The organism is Paenibacillus sp. J22P169 (assembly GCF_059691995.1).
This window is the reverse complement of record NZ_JCAUAO010000001.1, coordinates 2,027,401-2,044,608: the sequence shown is the minus strand read 5'-3', so window position 1 is coordinate 2,044,608 and position 17,208 is coordinate 2,027,401. Positions and strand designations below refer to the sequence as shown.

Genomic DNA, 17,208 nt, shown 5'->3' with positions numbered 1-17,208 from the left:
GCGGTTTTGTACTTTTCGTTGGTAAAAAAGAGAGTAATTCGAACATTGTACATAGGCATTGTACATGAATTCGGAAATCTTACGCTATGTAAACGCTTTATCCTGTGGCAAGATACGAATATGGAGGAGGAGCACAATGATGAAATCACGTCCAATCAAAAAACGATGGCTCATTCAGGAGTTCAAACACCTGCGGAAGAATCGAGAGCTGCTGTTGCTTGCGATACCAGGCATTTTGTTCGAACTGGTCATAAAGTATTTACCTATGATCGGACTCATCTTGGCCTTCAAGTATTTCAGGTATGATCAAGGGATTCTGGGGAGCAAATGGGTAGGCTTCAAAAATTTCGAATTTATATTTAAGTCACAAGATGCCTTTCGAATCATCCGAAACACCCTCTTGTACAACATGACGTATATCGTACTCGGCACACTGGCAGCGCTAATTTTATCCATTTTGTTATATGAGGTAAGCGGGCGCATGGTAAAAGTGTATCAAACCACATTATTTCTACCGTATTTTATTTCACTTGTCTTAGTCGGTTACATTACGTACGCCTTCTTGGAACATAAAAGCGGGTACCTCAATAGCTTTCTGACAACCATCGGGCTTTCTCCGCACAAATGGTACTTAGAAACAACGCCATGGCTATTTATTTTGCCTGTGGTGGCGCTTTGGAAAAGTGTTGGCTTCTCGACCTTAATCTACTATGCGGGAATCGTCGGAATCAATACGGAATATTATGAGGCGGCCAAATTAGATGGCGCTTCGCGCGTTCAGATGATCTTTAGAATCACACTGCCCCTCATGAAGCCGTTAATTATCATTGTGTTTATTTTAGGCTTAGGCAACATTTTCCGGGGCGATTTCGGGTTGCATTATTTTGTGCCGAACAATGTAGGAGCCAATATGGCGACAACAGATGTCATTGATACGTATGTGTACCGTGCCCTTTCGAAGCTTGGCGATATCAATTCAGGGGCGGCTGTAGGTTTTCTGCAATCGGTCGTAGGATTAATTACCATTGTGTCAGCTAATGCAGCGGTTCGCCGAATCGATAAAGATAACGCACTATTTTAATGGGGGAGGGCCTAGGAGTCTTATGGAGCTTGCACTAGCAAAACCAGTAAAACCGGCATCGATATGGTATATCCATGTATTCTTTACGCTCATCTGTCTGTTGATGATCATCCCCTTTGTGCTCGTTATTGCGGTGTCGCTGACTTCGGAGAACAGCTTAATTCAATTCGGTTATCGTTTCATTCCGAAAGAGATCAGCTTGGAAGCGTACCGAATCGTCTTGAAATCACCGGAAATTTGGCTGAAATCATATGGGGTTACGATTATCATTACGATTGCTGGAACCGTGCTTTCATTGTTACTAACCACATTGACGGCATACCCGATGTCGCGACGCGACTTTCGCTATCATCGACCGCTTACGTTCTATATTTTCTTCACGTTGTTGTTCAATGGAGGCACCATTCCGTTCTATATCCTAATGACACAGTACCTCCATCTGAAAAATTCCATTCTTGCACTTCTCATTCCGCTGCTTATGAATCCGTTCAATATTATCATTATGAAAAGCTATCTCGATAAAATTTCGATGGAAATTATCGAATCGGCCAAGATTGACGGTTCTAGCGAGCTTCGCATTTTCTATCGCATTATTTTACCGCTATCTACACCGGCGTTAGCGACACTTGGCTTATTCATTTCTTTTGCCTATTGGAATGATTGGTTTAATGCTTTGTTGTTCATTGATGATAACAAATATGTACCGCTTCAGTTGTTGCTTGTACGTATTTTATCGCAAATTGAATTTCTAGCGAATTCGCCTCTGGCCGAGGCTGCAAGTAAATTACAGTTCGCGAACTTCCCGACATTATCTGTTAGGATGGCCATGGCTTTGGTCGCGGGCGGCCCGATGATGATCATGTTTCCTTTTTTCCAGAAGTACTTTGTGAAAGGGATTACGGTAGGCTCATTAAAAAGCTGAGAGGAGGTGAGGGTTGCGTTTGTAAGGTTTTTTTGATGGATCTGATGATACTAGGGGTTATTAATATGGAGGTGTGAAGGTTGAAAAAAGGAAAAAAAATGTACCTGAGCAGTGTAGCCATGATACTTCTGAGTATGACTGTGTTGGCTGGATGCAAGACCGACACGGCAAGTGAAACGACATCACCGGCGGCAACAACACCTGCAGCATCGACAAGCGCGACTCCCGCCACACCTGCACCAAGCACGCTGCCTGAAGTTAAATTGACATTCTATTATCCAAGTAATCCACCAGGAAAAGATCAGGCTCTCGTAAATGAGGAAATCAACAAATATGTGAAGAGTAAAATCAATGCTACGGTAGACTTGAAGCCTCTTTCCTTTGATGAGTATGATCCGAAATTGAATACAATCATGGCTTCCGGTGAAGCTTTCGATGTGGCATGGGGCTCGAAATATTGGCTTCTTAGCTATCAGCCGAACATCGATAAAGGTGCTCTCTTGGAGCTAACGGATGCGATGATCAGCAAATATGCGCCTCAAGCGCGGAAGAACATTCCAGATAAATTCTGGCCAGACATGAAAGCGACCGATGGCAAAGTCTATGGCTTCCCTGTTTATCAAATTGCTGCCAAGACGAAAAGTCTCGTCATTCAAAAACAATTCGTTGATAAATATAAATTGGATGTTAGTTCGATTAAGACATATAAAGATATCGAGCCTTTCTTGAAAACAATCAAGGATAACGAAAAGGATGTTATTCCTTTCGGGATGGCACAGAATTCATGGGGCCTCTATACGGATCCTAACTTGGTTGCCGCAGATGGTCTTGCGGTTGCTTACAAAAAGGATGACAAGACGTACGCATCCATCACGAAAATTCAGCAGCTGCAGAACAAGAAGGACTTCTTCACGACGATGCACAAATGGTCACTAGCTGGCTATATCAACGAGGATGCACCGCTGTTGAAAAACATTACAGATCTCAAGAAAAAAGGGAAAGTGGCTGTCAGTCTTGAGTTTACAACGAAACCAGGCGGCGAAGTGGATGAAATGGCTAACAATGGCAACAATGCTGTCGTGTATGTACCGATTTCAGATTCTTACTTTACAGGTGTTGCGAGCGCCATGCAGGTTATTTCCAAAACGTCCAAAAATCCAGAACGCGCTCTCATGTTTATCAACCTTCTGAACACGGATAAAGTGTTATACAATCTGATTTCGAATGGTGTGGAAGGCAAGCACTATACGAAGAAGGATGACAAATATATTGAACCGATCAAGGATTCCGGCTATGCGCCGAATGTAGATTGGGTGTTCGGTAATCAATTTAATGCCTTCTTGAAAGGTGCACAAACGCCAGATGTATGGGACAAAACGATTAAATTGAACGAAAGCGCCATGGTCCCTGCCTCCTACGGCTTTGATGTGAATCGAGACACCATCAAATCTGAGGTTGCCAATGTAACTGCTGTCGATAACGAGTTCCAAGTTGCACTTGAAACAGGCGCCGTAGATCCTGCGGATCAACTGCAGAAATATATCGACAAGCTGAAAGCGGCTGGTCAAGATAAAATTGATGCGGAAACGACGAAGCAATGGCAAGCTTTCTTGAAAGCCAAAGGCTTATAGGAAGCGCAGAGAAAGAAGCCGTCCCTTGGGGTCATTTGACCTTATGGGACGGCTTTTGCTGTCGCGTCATCATATTAGGCCAAGCTCTCGAATATAGATGAGTAAACGAGGTGACCAAGTCAGCTACCTTTTCAAAGTAAAAGGATGGCTGTTTTTATTTTCAAGCATATACTAATCATACAAAAAAGCAGAAATGAAAGAGGTGATCTTGGTGGGAACACGGCTCTTATCGGAACAGCTTGTGAAAACGCGCTTTCCCCATATAAGGTACATCCGAATTCACACTTCAGATAAATATAAGGCGACGATTTATGCATGGACGGAGGATTTGCAACTAACGAAGCAGGATGCGCTCAATGTGGAAAAGTATGCAAACGCTTACTTGTACCCGTACGTCGTATTTCAAGTAAAGGCGTATTGTGCGGTTCGCTCAGATAAAGTGCCATTACTGGAAGAAGTGCCTGTCGATATTGTTCAAACGGCACTACGCTCGAACTTAAATCAATATGGCATTCTAGCCGCGATTAATCGGCAATTTCCTTATGGTCGTTTACGCTTTAAGCATTATGATGTCATCAATAGTATTATCCATTTTGATTTTGATGCGCTTAAGCGAATGGAAGAGCATGAGAAAGGAAGCATGCTGCTCTATTTGCGAGAGATGATTCCCCTCGGCTGTTTTTGTGAGGTTCGTTTTCTGGATGAGGATGTATAGACTCAACGAATCATACCGTAGTCGCGGATACCGCTATCAACCTTTTACTTGGATGTCCAACGTCGGATAGACGGTATCCCAATTTTTTATTGTTCCAAGCCTCGTCTAACGAAAAGTAGAAAATAATAAAGGTTGATGGAGCCGTGTAAACGTAAACTTATTGTTCCCTAAATATTGGACAAGCCCATTCGTGTCATTAATTGAAAGGATCTTCCATATGTAACAGAGTGACATCCTATATAAATGCTTGCCAATACCATGTTTTAGCATGTATCTTTTTCCAGAGGGCTATTCGAGTCTGTGGACGCAGTCCCATCTAAGAAATTCATCACGTCAACTAAAGGAGCTACGCATGCCATGCTGAAACGATCTCCGTACCTATTATTAATTCTCGCAACCTGCATTTGGGGAGGGAACTTTGTTGCAGGTAAGGCGCTCGTCTTACATATTCCTCCCATCACATTGGCAGCAGGTCGCTGGGGTATTGCTTTCTTATGTTTACTACCCTTTTTTGGCCAAACAGCCTGGCGACTTAAACATGAATTTCTAGCTAATTGGAAAATGGTGCTGTTCCTCTCCTTGACAGGTGTAGCGGGATTTAACTCACTAACGTATGTCGCTGTCCAATACACGGGCTCTATCAATGCGTCATTAATGAATTCAGCGACACCTATTTTCGTTGTCCTTATCACCTGGGCTGTTATGAGAGAAAGACTTGCTTGGTGGGCGCTGCCGGGAATTGGTGTGTCCATCCTAGGTGTGTGCTGGATCATAAGTCAGGGGGATTTATCTGCACTTCTCCGGTTATCTGTGAATAAAGGGGACTGGTTCATGCTGATTGCCGTCTTATGCTGGGCGTTATATTCGGTGGGTATGAAAAAGATGGCAGGAAGATTCCCTGCAAGTCCCTTTTTGCTGGTTCAAGTAACTGTTGCGCTTGTCGTGTTGATTCCAAGTTCGTCCATCGAGTGGATCATCATGGCACCTCACGTTTCATGGAGTCCCGCTTTGGTGAGCGGGTTATTGTATGTAGGAATCTTTGCGTCCATCGTCGCTTTTCTGAGCTGGAATAAAGCGATAGAGCTTGTCGGTCCTCAGCGTTGTGCAGGCTTTCTTAACTTCATCCCTTTGTTTAGCGCGATATTTGCAACCACCTTTACCGGTGAGTCCTTGCAGCTATATCATCTGTTAGGAGCCTTCTCAATTGTATTGGGCGTGTACATGACGAATTTGGCTATGAAGAAGCAAGTTCGCCTCTTTCTTTCGAAATAAATCAAACTGATCTCGAAGTGTGCTAAAAATAGGGTGAATGTCCCAGATTATAAGCATATACTTGGAAATGGATTACGAATATTGATTGGATTTCTCCTCCACTTTCGTTCAAAATAGAATTAAGTGCAGGGGAGGTTGATCATCATGCAAAAGAACATCTTAAGCAAGCTCATCCGCATATTTTGGACATTTTTACGCATTAGTCCGCTCACATTTGGTGGTGGCTATGCGATGCTTCCTGCCATTCACCGAGAGGTTGTTGTATCGAAACATTGGATGTCAGATTCAGAAATGTCGGAGCTTTTAGCCATTTCCGGTGCAGCCCCAGGTGGGGTTGGTGTCAACGTTTCTGCTTTGGTCGGTTACCGTCTAGCAGGAATTGCTGGAGCAATTGCGGCCGTTATCGGGATTACGCTTCCGACCTTTCTGATCGTTCTCATACTTAGCATGCTGTATGCTTGGCTTGAGCATTACCCCAAAATGCAAGCCATCATGGAAGGCATCCATGCAGCAATTATCGGTCTCATTGCAGCTGCGGCTTACAAAATGGCACAATCCTCAATCTTCGATCGACTAACCCTCCTCACAGCGATTGGAACCGTTATTATCATGATTCTTGTTCCTGTATCACCACTTGTGTTGATTGCGCTCGGAGTTGTGGTCGGAGTTATCGCAACGTATTTCAAGCTAAAATGGGGCAAGAAAAAGCCTACTTCTCATATTGCACCAACAGGAACTACAAGCACAGACAACAAGACTGCCGAATTTTATATGGCGGATGGCATATAGGAAAGAGGTGCTTCGTAGATGCTGCTCCATATATTTCTCACTTTTCTCAAAATAGGACTTATATCCTTTGGCGGCGGCTATGCCATGATTCCCGTTATTCAACTTGAGGTAGAGCGTCATCAATGGATGACAGTAGACGAATTTCATCATGTGATTTCGCTGGCAGGCACTAGCCCGGGACCGATTGCCACGAATAGTGCCACATTAATCGGCTATGAGACAGCGGGTATCCCGGGAGCAATCGTGGCAACACTTGGCATGGTGCTGCCCTCTCTAGTATTAATCATCATCGTGGCAGCCTTCTTATTCCGATGGCACTCGCATACTTGGTTTAAATCGTCGTTTTATGGTCTAAAACCAGTTGTGACAGGCCTCATTTTTTATGCGGCGCTGCATTTTGGCCTTGCATCCTTCGGAACGGTGCACACGGGAGTCACATGGAAGCAGGTCGCAACGCTTCTCATTGCAGGCGGCGCTTTTATCGCAATTGTCAAATATAAGCTGCATCCATTTGTTGTTATCATTGGCGCAGGCATTTTGGGGATCGTTTTTTTATTGTAAAAATCTGCCCGTTTAGGCAGTTCCTGGGACGCCGTCAGAGCGATTAGGTCGATTTTATCGACTTAGAAGACTGGAAAGTGGAGTTTTGCCGCGTGTAAGTCGATTTTATCGACTTAGAGGACGCGAAAGTGGAGACGAGCCGCGTGTAAGTCGATTTTATCGACTTAGAAGACTGGAAAGTGGAGACGAGCCGCGTGTAAGTCGATTTTATCGACTTAGAGGACTGGAAAGCTGGAGTCTGGCCGCAGCTAAGTCGATTTTATCGACATAGAGGACTGGAAAGCCGAGTCTTGCCGAGTGTAAGTCGATTTTATCGACTTAGAGGATGCGAAAGCCGAGTCTGGCCGCGTGTAAGTCGATTTTATCGACATAGAGGACGTCAAAGTGGAGTCTGGGCGCAGCTAAGTCGATTTCGTCGACTTAGCTGACTCCAATGCACCGTCGCACACAGGTTAGTCGATTTAAAGCCTTACTGGCCTCTTTAACTCCAACTCCTTGCCACCCACATCTAAGAGATGGGTGGCAAGGAGTTTTTTCTATTTTTCCGCTTATTTAGGTGATAAATATTTCTTTTATAGGCAATAAACAACTTTATATTTCGCATAAATGTTATATAATGTACAATATATAACAAATAGAACACACTATATAACGGGAATACACGGCATTAGGAGGGAAACATCATCGAGCTTACAGCACGCCAGTTAGAAATTATTGATCTTGTCGGCAAATATGCGCCAATTGCGGGGGAACGCATTGCGGAGCTGCTCGGCATTAGCCGCCCAACCATTCGATCGGATTTAGCCGTATTAGTCATGTTACGGCATATCGATGCCAAGCCCAAAGTAGGTTATTTCCTCGGAACAGCAGCACTCGATGTACACACACCATTCAAGTTGATCGAGTCTATGAAAGTGAAGGACGTGATGGGTATTCCTGTCGTACTTCGGGAGACGGTCACTGTCAGCGATGCTGTCGTTACACTTTTTCTCGAAAATGTAGGGAGTCTGATGATTGTCAATCAAGAAGGAGCCCTAGCGGGCGTTGTTTCGCGTAAGGATTTGCTTAAAGTTACGCTAGGACATGCAACGGCAACGTCCATGCCTGTTTCGCTAGTGATGACCAGACAACCAAACATTATTACGGTAAAGCCAGAAGATAGTGTGCTTGAGGCCGCACGGAAGATGATTCATCATGAGGTTGACACCTTGCCCGTCGTCAAGGCAGTTGAGGGTCGGGAAGGGCTGGAAGTGGTTGGCCGAATTACGAAAACAACGATGACCAAATTGCTGCTGGATGTAGCGCTGGGTACGTAAATCAGGGGGAATTTACATGGGAGAGAAGCTGCATACCATTTTCGTATGTTCGGATTCGGTAGGAGAAACAGCAAATACGGTTGTACAAGCAACGATTCGGCAGTTCAATGCAAGTCAGGTTAGTGTGAAGAGGCATGGTTCTATCCGAACAGAAGATGAAGTGCGAGCGATCGTCGAAGAAGCTTCACGACTAAAAGGATTTATCGCCTACACACTCGTGCTGCCAGAGCTGAGAGAAATGATGCGGCAGGAAGCCATTCGATTGAACGTGAATGCGATCGATATTATGGGTCCGATGATGCAAGCCTTTATTGATACGTTTAAGGATTCACCTAAACGCAAAGTGGGGCTGCTCTATCAGCTTGACGAACAGTATTATCAACGGGTTGAAGCGGTTGAGTTTACCGTCAATAGTGATGATGGCAAGGATCCCAGCACGATGAAGCAAGCGCATATTATACTGCTCGGACCGTCACGAACATCGAAAACACCACTTAGCATCTATTTGGCACATAAAGGCTATAAGGTATCCAATTATCCCCTTGTACCAGAGGTTAAACCACCAAGCATTTTATTTGAGCTAGATCCGAAGAAGTTGGTTGGACTCACCATGAGTCCTGATAAATTGATTGGCATTCGTACCGAAAGACTGAAGGCAGTAGGTCTCCCTTTTGGGGCTAAATATGCGACGAAAGAGCGCGTAGAGGAAGAATTAGCTTTTGCCATGAGATTGTATCGTGAGTTGGGTTGTTCGGTAATTGATGTGAGTGAGAAAGCGATTGAAGAAACAGCAGGCTTAATCTTGGCGGAAAGATCATAGCGCATCATATTACGAATAAAACCAAATTCGAGAGGATGGATCGCTCATGCATAGAGACTTGTCGTTGGAAATCGTACGGGTAACGGAGGCCGCAGCCATTGCATCGGCTAGCTGGACGGGTAAAGGGAATAAAATCGATGCGGATGGAGCTGCGACCGCTGCGATGCGTGAATACTTTCGTGCCGTTCCTTTTCGTGGGACAGTTGTCATCGGGGAAGGGGAAATGGACGAGGCTCCGATGCTTTATATCGGTGAAGAGGTAGGCAGTGGAACAGGGCCTGAATATGATGTCGCAGTTGATCCCTTAGAGGGAACAGATATTGTTGCAAGCGGTCGGAATAATGCACTGTCGGTTGTCGCAATTGCTGAGAAAGGCAATCTCCTCCATGCCCCGGATATGTATATGGCGAAGCTGGCTGTAGGGCCGCGTTTGGCTGGCAAGCTGAGTCTGGATGATCCGCTAGAGGTGACCATACAGAAAGCCGCGAGCTTGCTGCAAAAGGAGCTCAGCGAGCTTACCGTCTCCATTCTGGATCGCAATCGGCATGCCGAACACATTATGATCCTGCGCAAGCTCGGGGTCAAAATTTATTTGCTCAGCGATGGTGATGTGGCAGGTGCAATGGCTGTCGCTTTCCCAGAAACTGGCATAGACTTGCATGTAGGTTCAGGTGGTGCTCCTGAGGGGGTACTTGCCGCTGCTGCCTTGCGGTGCATGGGAGGCGAGTTGCAGGGCCGTCTGCTGCCAGAGAATGAGGAGGAACGCCTTCGTTGTCTAGAAATGGGAATTTCCGATCCATCGAAAGTATTAGGTATGCGTGATCTTGTGGGAGATTCCGATATCATTTTCGCAGCAACAGGGGTCACATCCGGCGATTTCTTAAACGGTGTCAAATACGGCTGGGGTGGACGTGCGCATACCCATTCAGTTGTCATGAGAGCTCAAACACAGACCGTACGGTTTATCCAATGTGTTCATCAGATGCATAACGAGCAACGCGGAAGCGCCTAATTTCTAGGCACTTCGAATTTAGAATGCTATTCATGTGCCAAGTTCCCCTCCGCATATACTTGTTTTGAGAAGATGCGAAAAGAGGGATAACGATGAGCTTGTCTTCAATTGATTTTCTTTCCGTCGTCCGCAGCTGTATACCTGAGGAGGCCGAGATTGTCGTACTGCAGCAGGAGGGAAATCCCGCGGCGATTCTTTATGCCGATGTGGATGGTGATGGATTTCCAGAAATCACAGCCCTGTATAGATATCTAGATAGTCAATATTTGTTCTCCTTGAAAGAGTACTCTGGCAATTGGTTCCCGATCGGGTCGGCATCTACTGGCAGGGAGCAGGCAGTCAAGGATTTTGCAGCAGCTCCTGTTTCACGCCAAGAGGGCTGGGACGTCATTATTGGCTGGGAGCGTACAAGTGAGCAAATTGCAGATTTGGACATTATTCAATGGACGCAATCCGGATTTCAACGTGTCATTCCTCCTGGCACGACATATTCGCATTTGGAAATTGAAGATATGCCAACACGAAACGGCCCGGATGGATTATGTGAAATTGCGCTATGGACGCAGGAACAAGGCAAAGCGTATCGCGTAGAAACCTATCGTTGGGAACCTCACCGGTTGGTACCGACTAGTGATGTGCATGCGTACTATTTTCAAAAGGTTGCTCGCTACTACGAGGATTTAACGCGGCAGCAACCGGAAGATCAGCTTTATAGGAGCTGCTTGGAGGATGCCAAGAAGCGAGCAGGCGGAAGCTGAATATGTGAAGTTGGTGCCAGGAGAAATATTCTCCTGGTTTTTTTGTCGTCTTTTCTGAGTAGGCTTGTCCGAAAATTAGACTAAAAATAAGCGTTTTCGTGTGCTACATTAAAGAAAGTTGTCTAGATATCATATAGTTGCATGCAAGGAAAAAACCTACTGGAGGTCTTCACATGTCACGTAAGTATCGAATTGGAATTATTGGTTGCGGTGGAATTGCGAATGGCAAGCATTTACCTAGTTTGAAGAAGCTAGCTAATGTTGAATTAGTTGCATTTTGTGATATTGTTCAAGAGCGCGCAGCAACAGCAGCAGAGAAATATGGCATTGAAGGCGCAATTGTTTGCGAAGATTATAAAGAAGTATTACAAGATGCTACTATTGACATTGTACATGTGTTAACACCGAATATTTCGCACGCAGAAATTTCGATTGCTGCACTTGAGGCAGGCAAGCATGTTATGTGTGAGAAGCCGATGGCGAAGACAGCCGAAGACGCGAAACGCATGGTTGAAACTGCGAAACGTACAGGCAAAAAGCTGACTATTGGATATAACAACCGTTTCCGCGCGGATAGCCAGCATTTGAAAAAAGTATGTGCAGACGGTGAGTTGGGGAACATCTATTTTGCTAAAGCGCATGCGATTCGTCGTCGTGCTGTACCTACATGGGGTGTTTTCCTTGATGAAGAGAAGCAAGGTGGAGGACCATTAATCGATATTGGTACGCATGCGTTAGATTTGACACTTTGGATGATGGACAACTATAAGCCGAAGGTTGTATTAGGTACGTCCTATCATGAATTGTCCCAAAAAGAAAACGCAGCCAACGCATGGGGCCCATGGGATCCAAGCAAGTTTACCGTAGAGGATTCCGCTTTCGGGATGATCGTGATGGAGGATGGCGCGACAATTATCCTTGAATCCAGCTGGGCGTTAAATACCCTTGAAGTAGACGAAGCGAAGTGTTCGTTAAGCGGTACAGAGGGTGGAGCGGACATGAAAGGCGGACTTCGCATCAATGGTGAGAAGCATAGCCGTCTGTTCACAACAGAAGTGGAGTTGAAAACAGGTGGTGTTGCTTTCTACGACGGGGCTAGCGAAAGTGCGGCAGATGTGGAAATGCGTTCATGGATCAATGCCATTGATCAAGACATTGAACCTGTCGTGACGCCAGAACAAGCGTATGTGGTATCGCAAATTCTTGAAGCCATTTATGAGTCTGCTCGCACGGGCAAGGCTGTTTACTTAAACCAATAGAAATCTAGACGGAAAACCATTAGGATGATTGATCCTGATGGTTTTTTGTCTTTGTTGGAATTTCAAATTAGATTTGAAAAACAGCGTTGAGATGGCGTATGCTTATTCCTATATTGGAATTATTCTGTTATATAGGGAAAGGAAGCGAAAGATATGCAACTGGGCTTACAAAATAAAGTCGCTTTAATCACAGGAGGCAGCAAAGGGATAGGTCTTGCAACGGCTATTTCGCTATCTCGTGAGGGGGCGAAGGTAGCTATACTTGCTCGCAATAAAGAGCAGCTTCAGGAAGCCGCTATCCAAATTGCCAACTTAACCGAGGGTGAAGTGCTCACGATTCAGGCGGATGTGACGTCGGAAGCCGATTGTCAGCGCGCAATTGAAGAGACGGTACAACGTTTCGGTGGTTTACATATTCTTGTGAACAATGCCGGTACAGCTGCTGCAGCACCATTTGAGCAGGTTAGCTCGGATGTGTGGCGCCAGGATCTGGAATTGAAACTATTCGGAGCGATTCATTGCTCGCAATTTGCGATTCCGCATATGAAAGAAGCTGGCGGCGGTTCCATCGTGAATATTACGACGTCCGCAGCCAAGACACCTCCCGCTTCATCGCTTCCAACTTCCGTTAGCAGAGCTGCTGGATTAGCTTTAACCAATGCGATGAGCAAGGATCTGGGTTCAGCACAGATTCGTGTCAACACCGTGTGTATTGGAACAATTCGCAGTGACCAAATCGAGAAGGCATGGAAAAGACTTGCACCGGACCTGACTTGGGAGGAATTCGCTAGCGATCCGCGACACGATATTCCACTAGGGCGTATTGGTAATGCAGAGGAAGCGGCCAATGTGATCACCTTTTTAGCATCAGATGCTGCTTCTTATGTGACGGGGACGTCCGTGAATATTGATGGTGGAAAAAGCGCAGCACTATAGCTGATAAAAGACAACAAAGCCTATGTCTCTCCAGTAACGGAAAGCCATAGGCTTTGTTCTTCTTCTATGTTTCTTAGGGCATGGGCTTGATTTACGCTCTACGCTTCTTTCTTAGATACCAGACTATCTCAGAGATAGCGTCCCGGATTGAAGTGTTTGGATGAAAAGCAAATGTCATTGTCATAAGCAAGAAACCTCCCTAACCCTGAAAGAATGTCATGCATGAATAGTATTACGTAACAAATGTAACGATGGTTCTATTTTTTTTTGGTGGGCAAAGCCTAATTTTTGAAGCTTAAAATTTATAGGAGTTGGACGACCAATCTCGATATTTTCTCTTGACAGGTTAAACGTTTCAATTTAAGCTGAAAGTGAGTGTTAAACGTTTAACTCGCTCGTGCAACTGGAGCAGGTATTGAGCAACCTATAACAAGTGATACGGAGTGATTCTAACATGTGGAAACAAGCTATTGAAGATGCTTTGCAGAAAACGAAAGTGAATATTGAGCGTTTCGGGGATCAGTTCCCTCATGTCAGTGAGAACGATATTTATCATTTGAATCCGAATACCGATTGGACCGATGGCTTCTGGTCAGGCATCTTGTGGCTTAGCTATCAGTACAGTGGGGACAAAGTGTTCCAAGAAGCCGCACAGCGAACGGTTGCGAGCTTTAAAGAAAGACTTGAGAATCATGTTGGACTAGATCATCATGATATTGGCTTCCTTTATTCCTTATCTTCGAAGGCGCAATGGATTCTTGAGAAGGATGAGAACGCGAAGCAACTTACTTTGCAAGCTGCTGATGTACTTATGAAGCGTTGGAGACCGAAAGGCCAATATATTCAAGCTTGGGGTCCTGAGGGTGATGCGCACAACGGCGGACGAATCATTATCGATTGTTTGTTGAACTTGCCATTACTGTACTGGGCATATGAACAAACAGGAGATACGAAATATAAAGATGTAGCTGTCATTCATGCGGATTTGTCACGCCGCTACTTGGTACGCGGTGATGATTCATCGTATCACACGTTCTATTTCGATCAAGAAACGGGTGAACCGCTGCGTGGCGGAACTCATCAAGGTTATCAAGATGGATCAACGTGGACGAGAGGACAAGCGTGGGGGATTTACGGCTTTGCGCTTTCGTATCACTATACGAAAAACCCGCTATACTTAGAGACAGCCAAACGCTTAGCGCGTTATTTCTTCGAGCGCTTGCCTGAAGATGACGTTGTGTATTGGGATTTCAATGCGCCAGTAAATGCTGAAACGAAGCGGGATAGTTCTGCTTCCGCGATTGCTTCTGCGGGTGCTTTGGAGATCTTGGAGCACTTAGCAGCTGATGATCCAGATCGGGCTTATTTGGAAAATGGCGTGCAACGTTCAATGGCAGGACTAGTGAAATCTTATGCTACAATCGGTAAACCGGATGCACAAGGATTCCTTGAGCGCGGATCTTACAGTGTTCGCGGCGGCGCAGCACCGGATGATTATGTGATCTGGGGAGACTACTACTATTTAGAGGCTCTGCTTCGTCTAGAAAAAGGATTTAAGGGGTATTGGTATGAGTAATTCACACACAGCCGTGGCCACAGATCGCGCATATTGGGTTCAGACGATGCTCCGCATCGCTGAGCCTGTCCTTCGGGCGCTTGCAGCTAAACAACTTCGTGCCACCATGCCAGTGGAATGTAAAAAAGAAGAGCAACGCGCGTTCACGCATCTCGAAGCATTCGGTCGGACGCTCGTCGGGATGGCGCCTTGGTTAGAGACACCAGCGTCAGATGCCGATGAAGAACAACATCGTCTGGCGTATGGCAAGCTGGCACGAGAAGCCATGGATGCGGCTACGGATCCGGAGTCTCCGGATTTCTTGAACTTCGCGAATGGCATGCAGCCCATCGTGGATACTGCGTTTCTGGCGCATGCGATATTGCGTGCACCGAATACGCTATGGCACAGCTTGGATGCTCATGTTAAGGTGAATCTCGCAGCGGCGATGAAAACCTCACGGACGCGTAAGCCAGGCTTCAATAACTGGCTGCTCTTCGCAGCAATGACAGAAACCGCACTTGGTGTAATGGGCGAGGACTGGGATCATATGCGTGTTGACTTTGCTCTGAAGCAGCATGAACAGTGGTATCTAGGAGACGGCATGTATGGTGATGGTGTTGACTATCATGCGGATTATTACAACAGCTTCGTCATTCAGCCGATGATGGTGGATATCATTGAGCATGTGCATGGGTATTATGCGGACTGGGCCAAAATGCGTGAGAACATCCTGAAGCGAGCACAGCGTTATGCGGCCGTTCAGGAGCGCATGATTTCACCGGAAGGTACGTTCCCAGCGATTGGCCGCTCGTTAGCCTACCGTTTCGGCGCATTTCAAGCGCTTGCTCAGACGGCACTGCGTCGGGAGCTTCCTGTAGAGGTTTCACCAGCTCAAGTACGTGGCGCCTTGACGGCTGTCATTCGTAGATTAATTGAAGCACCAGGCACCTTCGATGAAAACGGCTGGTTGCGGATTGGACTTTGCGGTCATCAGCCAGAGCTAGGCGAGCCTTACATTTCAACTGGAAGCTTATACTTATGCTCTGCAGTCTTTCTACCACTTGGGTTGGCGGCGGATGATGAGTTCTGGCAAGGTGCGGAAGCGCTGTGGACCTCCCAACAGGTATGGTCAGGTCAGAAGGTTGCCATAGATAAAGCATTATATTAGTAGTGGAGATTACTTCATTTCGAAGCACGTACACGTCCCGATGGGATGGGTACGTGCTTTTTCTCAATGATTGATTGAAGAACCGTTCTATGTCTATGCAAATCGGGAGATTGCCTCATTGTTTGATGTACAGGCGACCCATACAATAAGAATTATGAAACTGGGGGTCATCTTCCCTACGACCTGTAAACCAAGGAGAGATCTTAATGGGCTTATTGGATGGATTGTATCGATTTCAAGACTGCAAAACGCTTCGGGTTTCAAGCTATGACCGAACGGGAGGAAATGACGATTATATTAAGATTAAGCCTGGGGAGACGGCGGTGCTCGCCGATCTTCCAAATACGGGGATCATCAAACATATTTGGATCACTATCAATGCGAAGGATCCCATGTACAATCGCAACCTGATTTTGCGCATGTACTGGGACGGCGAATCGGAGCCAAGCGTACAAAGCCCGATCGGAGATTTCTTCGGACAGGGTTGGGGCGAGAATTATCCATTTGTCTCCCTTCCGATGGCTGCGGCTCCAAGAGGCGGAAAAGGTCTGAATTGCTACTTCCCCATGCCGTTCGCACAAGGCGCGAAAATTACACTTGAGAACGACTCGGAGTTTGAGGTTCCCTCTTTTTATTTTTACATCGATTATGAGGAGCACGCTTCCATTCCAGATGATGCAGGACGCTTCCACGCTTGGTGGAATCGGGAAATAACCGAACCGTCCTGTGAGCAAGAGAACGAGTGGGGACTTATGGGGGAACCGCCGAAAAATCAAACGGATGAAGGCAATTATTTGTTTGCTGAAATTGAAGGACGGGGACATTTTGTCGGTGTTAATTACTATGTCGATAGTCCAGGTCCTATGTGGTACGGAGAGGGCGACGACATGTTTATGGTGGATGGTGAACCTTGGCCGGGATCGCTGCATGGCACCGGCACGGAGGATTTCTTCAATTCCTCTTGGTGCCCGAACGAGTTGTATGCCCATCCTTACTTCGGTTACGCCCGAATACCGGATAAGCTCGGATTTATGGGACGTACTCATTGTTACCGCTTCTTGTTGGAGGATGCCATTCATTTTCGCAAATCGCTCCGATCTAGTATTGAGCATGGGCATGCCAACGTACTGACATTAGATATCGCCAGTGTGGCCTATTGGTACCAAAGTGAGCCGCACAAGGCATTTCCAGCGATTCCGCAGAGATCACTGCGTCAAAACATGCCGGTAATTACGGCGAGCGACGTTCACCGTTGGCGGGATGCATGGAGAAAGTCCAAAGGTTCTGGCAAGCTTTGGGGGAATGAGCTGGAGTGAGTAAGGCCAACTCGTATTAATAATCTCCCTGGTCTGTATGGCATGACACGCTAATGCGGTTATGTATAACTAGTATCACGATGAGGAGGTAAGT

Annotated in this window: 17 protein-coding genes; all 17 read left to right on the top strand. The window is 46.0% G+C overall.

Annotation, left to right across the window (positions count from 1 at the left end; translation table 11 throughout):
* The first annotated feature begins 136 nt into the window (after nt 1-136).
* The 17 genes from AC58QG_RS09725 (at nt 137) to AC58QG_RS09645 (ending at nt 17,114) form a co-directional block, all read left to right on the top strand.
* Nucleotides 137-1,081 carry an ABC transporter permease subunit gene (locus AC58QG_RS09725; RefSeq protein WP_497361847.1) on the top strand — a complete coding sequence of 315 codons (945 nt, stop codon included), beginning with the start codon at nt 137-139 and terminating at the stop codon, nt 1,079-1,081.
* Between the two features lie 22 nt (nt 1,082-1,103).
* On the top strand, nt 1,104-2,003 hold the full coding sequence (locus AC58QG_RS09720; RefSeq protein WP_497361846.1) for a carbohydrate ABC transporter permease: 900 nt from the start codon (nt 1,104-1,106) through the stop codon (nt 2,001-2,003).
* 80 nt (nt 2,004-2,083) lie between these two features.
* Nucleotides 2,084-3,634, top strand: a complete 1,551-nt coding sequence (locus AC58QG_RS09715) for an ABC transporter substrate-binding protein (protein WP_497361845.1) — start codon at nt 2,084-2,086, stop codon at nt 3,632-3,634.
* Between the two features lie 211 nt (nt 3,635-3,845).
* Entirely contained in the window at nt 3,846-4,349 is a 504-nt protein-coding gene (locus AC58QG_RS09710; RefSeq protein WP_497361844.1) for a hypothetical protein, read from the top strand.
* Between the two features lie 357 nt (nt 4,350-4,706).
* A complete protein-coding gene (locus AC58QG_RS09705; protein ID WP_497361843.1) occupies nt 4,707-5,621 on the top strand; it encodes a DMT family transporter in 915 nt (304 codons plus the stop codon).
* Nucleotides 5,622-5,765: 144 nt separating this feature from the next.
* Complete coding sequence (locus tag AC58QG_RS09700; RefSeq protein WP_497361842.1) at nt 5,766-6,410, top strand: chromate transporter; 645 nt, start codon at nt 5,766-5,768, stop codon at nt 6,408-6,410.
* 18 nt (nt 6,411-6,428) lie between these two features.
* Nucleotides 6,429-6,971, top strand: a complete 543-nt coding sequence (locus tag AC58QG_RS09695) for a chromate transporter (RefSeq protein WP_497361841.1) — start codon at nt 6,429-6,431, stop codon at nt 6,969-6,971.
* Between the two features lie 85 nt (nt 6,972-7,056).
* Nucleotides 7,057-7,242 carry a hypothetical protein gene (locus tag AC58QG_RS09690; RefSeq protein ID WP_497361840.1) on the top strand — a complete coding sequence of 62 codons (186 nt, stop codon included), beginning with the start codon at nt 7,057-7,059 and terminating at the stop codon, nt 7,240-7,242.
* Nucleotides 7,243-7,651: 409 nt separating this feature from the next.
* Nucleotides 7,652-8,287, top strand: coding sequence for a helix-turn-helix transcriptional regulator (locus tag AC58QG_RS09685; protein ID WP_497362823.1), 636 nt, complete (start codon nt 7,652-7,654; stop codon nt 8,285-8,287).
* A 16-nt stretch (nt 8,288-8,303) separates the two neighbouring features.
* Nucleotides 8,304-9,107: a pyruvate, water dikinase regulatory protein gene (locus AC58QG_RS09680; RefSeq protein WP_497361839.1), complete on the top strand. Its 804-nt coding sequence runs from the start codon at nt 8,304-8,306 to the stop codon at nt 9,105-9,107.
* A gap of 46 nt (nt 9,108-9,153) precedes the next feature.
* Complete coding sequence (glpX, locus tag AC58QG_RS09675; RefSeq protein WP_497361838.1) at nt 9,154-10,119, top strand: class II fructose-bisphosphatase; 966 nt, start codon at nt 9,154-9,156, stop codon at nt 10,117-10,119.
* A gap of 92 nt (nt 10,120-10,211) precedes the next feature.
* Complete coding sequence (locus AC58QG_RS09670; protein WP_497361837.1) at nt 10,212-10,877, top strand: hypothetical protein; 666 nt, start codon at nt 10,212-10,214, stop codon at nt 10,875-10,877.
* A 173-nt stretch (nt 10,878-11,050) separates the two neighbouring features.
* Entirely contained in the window at nt 11,051-12,136 is a 1,086-nt protein-coding gene (locus tag AC58QG_RS09665) for a Gfo/Idh/MocA family protein (RefSeq protein ID WP_497361836.1), read from the top strand.
* A 153-nt stretch (nt 12,137-12,289) separates the two neighbouring features.
* A complete protein-coding gene (locus AC58QG_RS09660; protein WP_497361835.1) occupies nt 12,290-13,072 on the top strand; it encodes an SDR family NAD(P)-dependent oxidoreductase in 783 nt (260 codons plus the stop codon).
* Between the two features lie 454 nt (nt 13,073-13,526).
* Nucleotides 13,527-14,648 carry a glycoside hydrolase family 88 protein gene (locus AC58QG_RS09655; RefSeq protein ID WP_497361834.1) on the top strand — a complete coding sequence of 374 codons (1,122 nt, stop codon included), beginning with the start codon at nt 13,527-13,529 and terminating at the stop codon, nt 14,646-14,648.
* On the top strand, nt 14,641-15,798 hold the full coding sequence (locus tag AC58QG_RS09650) for a DUF2264 domain-containing protein (RefSeq protein ID WP_497361833.1): 1,158 nt from the start codon (nt 14,641-14,643) through the stop codon (nt 15,796-15,798). Before AC58QG_RS09655 ends, AC58QG_RS09650 begins: the two co-directional genes overlap by 8 nt.
* Nucleotides 15,799-16,004: 206 nt before the next feature.
* A complete protein-coding gene (locus tag AC58QG_RS09645; protein WP_497361832.1) occupies nt 16,005-17,114 on the top strand; it encodes a glycoside hydrolase family 172 protein in 1,110 nt (369 codons plus the stop codon).
* Nucleotides 17,115-17,208: the final 94 nt, after the last annotated feature.